General features: G+C 47.1%; 3 protein-coding genes. All 3 read left to right on the top strand.

Translation table 11 applies throughout. From position 1 onward, the window contains the following. The first annotated feature begins 177 nt into the window (after positions 1-177). The 3 genes from ACTNBZ_RS14265 (at position 178) to ACTNBZ_RS14255 (ending at position 1,687) form a co-directional block, all read left to right on the top strand. On the top strand, positions 178-945 hold the full coding sequence (locus ACTNBZ_RS14265; protein WP_002586626.1) for a class I SAM-dependent methyltransferase: 768 nt from the start codon (positions 178-180) through the stop codon (positions 943-945). A gap of 171 nt (positions 946-1,116) precedes the next feature. Beyond that, positions 1,117-1,539 (top strand): sigma-70 family RNA polymerase sigma factor, encoded by a 423-nt coding sequence (locus tag ACTNBZ_RS14260; protein WP_002586616.1) that lies wholly within the window; start codon positions 1,117-1,119, stop codon positions 1,537-1,539. Beyond that, complete coding sequence (locus ACTNBZ_RS14255) at positions 1,532-1,687, top strand: helix-turn-helix domain-containing protein (protein WP_441210934.1); 156 nt, start codon at positions 1,532-1,534, stop codon at positions 1,685-1,687. The genes ACTNBZ_RS14260 and ACTNBZ_RS14255 overlap by 8 nt, the downstream gene beginning before the upstream one ends. Positions 1,688-2,042 lie beyond the last annotated feature (355 nt).

The raw sequence follows: 2,042 nt of genomic DNA, 5'->3' as shown, positions 1-2,042 counted from the left end.
CGGGCGGAGCGTATGCCTTACAGAGCTGAAAGGATATCAGGCCGCTGTCGGTCAGCCGGTCATCCAGCCCCGCCGTCCAAACAGCCGCCTGGACAAGGTGCGCCATATGTTTCAGAAGGTAATGTAAAGATACATAATCGTCAAGACGGCAACAATCAGAAGTTATGGAGGGTAACAATGGAATATAGTAAGGAAGATTTAATGGAAGCAAAAAAGCAAATTTGGGGAGTGGGAGAGAACATGGGAACAGAGGAAAGTAAAAAAATCTGGGAGGAGAACGCACAATTTTGGGATAATGCAATGGGTGACGAATCTAATGAATTTCACAGAGAGGTAGTGCGTCCCAAAGTAACGGAACTTCTATCTCCTAATCCTGCGGATTACATTTTGGATATTGCGTGTGGCAATGGAAATTATTCTTCGTATCTTGCACAAAGAGGCGCTTCGGTTGTCGCTTTTGATTACAGCAAAAAAATGATAGAATTGGCTAAAAGACGGCAATCACAATATGCAAAACAAATTGAATTTTGTGTGGCGGATGCGACCGATAGAAAAAGTATATTAGAATTAAAAAGAAATCGAGCCTTTACGAAAGCAGTTTCTAATATGGCAATTATGGATATTACGGATATTGAACCACTTCTTATGGCTGTTTATGAACTGTTGCAGGAAAGCGGAATTTTTGTCTTTGCAACGCAACACCCTTGTTTTGTCACGTTGACTGAAAAATATATGACACCGCACAGTTACTATGATATAGCGATTGAAGGGCAACCGAAAGAGCAGATTTATTATCATCGTTCCATACAAGATATTTTTAACCTTTGTTTTAGAGCTGGATTTGTCATTGATGGATTTTATGAAGAATGTTTTAAAACCAACAAAGAAATTCCTATGGTAATGATAGTAAGGCTTAAGAAGGTAAAACGTGATAGCTTAAAATAAATTCAAGTTTGTCGGGTAAATAGCAAACCCAGCCGAGCCAGTCAACGGTCAAGATGAACGGCGCATATGCGCAGCCGTTGACAGCCCCGCCCGCCTTTGCTGGTAGGCAATCAAGGGGCGACAGCAAGAAGTGCCACCGCCCCGCACTATTATTCAGAAAGGGGAATTTCCATGACCGACCAGATAGCCTATCAAGAATATATCCAGCGCAGGTACAACGCCTTTTGCAAGACTGTTATCCGCTGTGCCGCCTTGGACAAGATTTTGAAGCTTAAACGGCAATGGGAACGGCAAGTTTCCCTTGACTATCTGATGAACGAGAAGTTTGTCCAGTTTGCCGCGTCGGAGCCGGACGAGGAATACCCATTTACCGTCTGCGGTCAGACCGTCCTGCTCTGCAACGCCGCCCTTGCCGACGCGATCTCTGTTTTGCCGGAGCAGACGCGGGAAGAAATCCTGCGCTATTACTTTCTGCGCCAGCCGCAGCGCGTGATCGGCGCGTGTATTGGCCGGTCACGCAGCACAGCGGGGCGGCATATCCAGCTTGCCTTGCAGCGGCTACGCGAAGAAATGGGGGTGAGCCGGTATGAGTAGACTTCTCCCCTATGAAACAATCCTCAAAGCCCGTGAGGGCGACCCAGAAGCCGTGAACGCTGTCCTGCTCCACTACGCCGGATATATCCGCTATTTCTCAAAAGTGAACGGGCAGGTCAACGCCGAGGTGGAGGACTATGTAAAGTAGCGGTTAATTGACTGTCAATTCAAGTTCCGGCTTGACGAACCACCGGACAAGTCATAAAAACTGAATACCAGCCGCCACCGACGCGGCCAGCGAAAGCAGTAAGTCTTGAAAAAGATTTACTGCTTTTTTTGTTGTCCGGCTCCGCTCCCGGCCATTTTGCCCCCTGCCGGTTGTAGTAGTAAGCGAGGAGGGAATTTTTCTGCCCTGGTGTTTGGCATTTGGAGCATTTACCCGTAGTAGAGGGCAAATGTAAATTTCGGGTTATAAAGTCCACTTGCACGGAGTTTCCGGTCCATCTTCACGGATAAACAAGTCCACCGTCACGGTGAAGGAGTCCGGCTAAATCAGAGCCTTT

This window comes from Pseudoflavonifractor sp. HCP28S3_F10 (assembly GCF_052065415.1).
GTDB lineage: Bacteria > Bacillota > Clostridia > Oscillospirales > Oscillospiraceae > Pseudoflavonifractor_A.
This window is presented reverse-complemented; position numbering and strand designations above follow the sequence as displayed.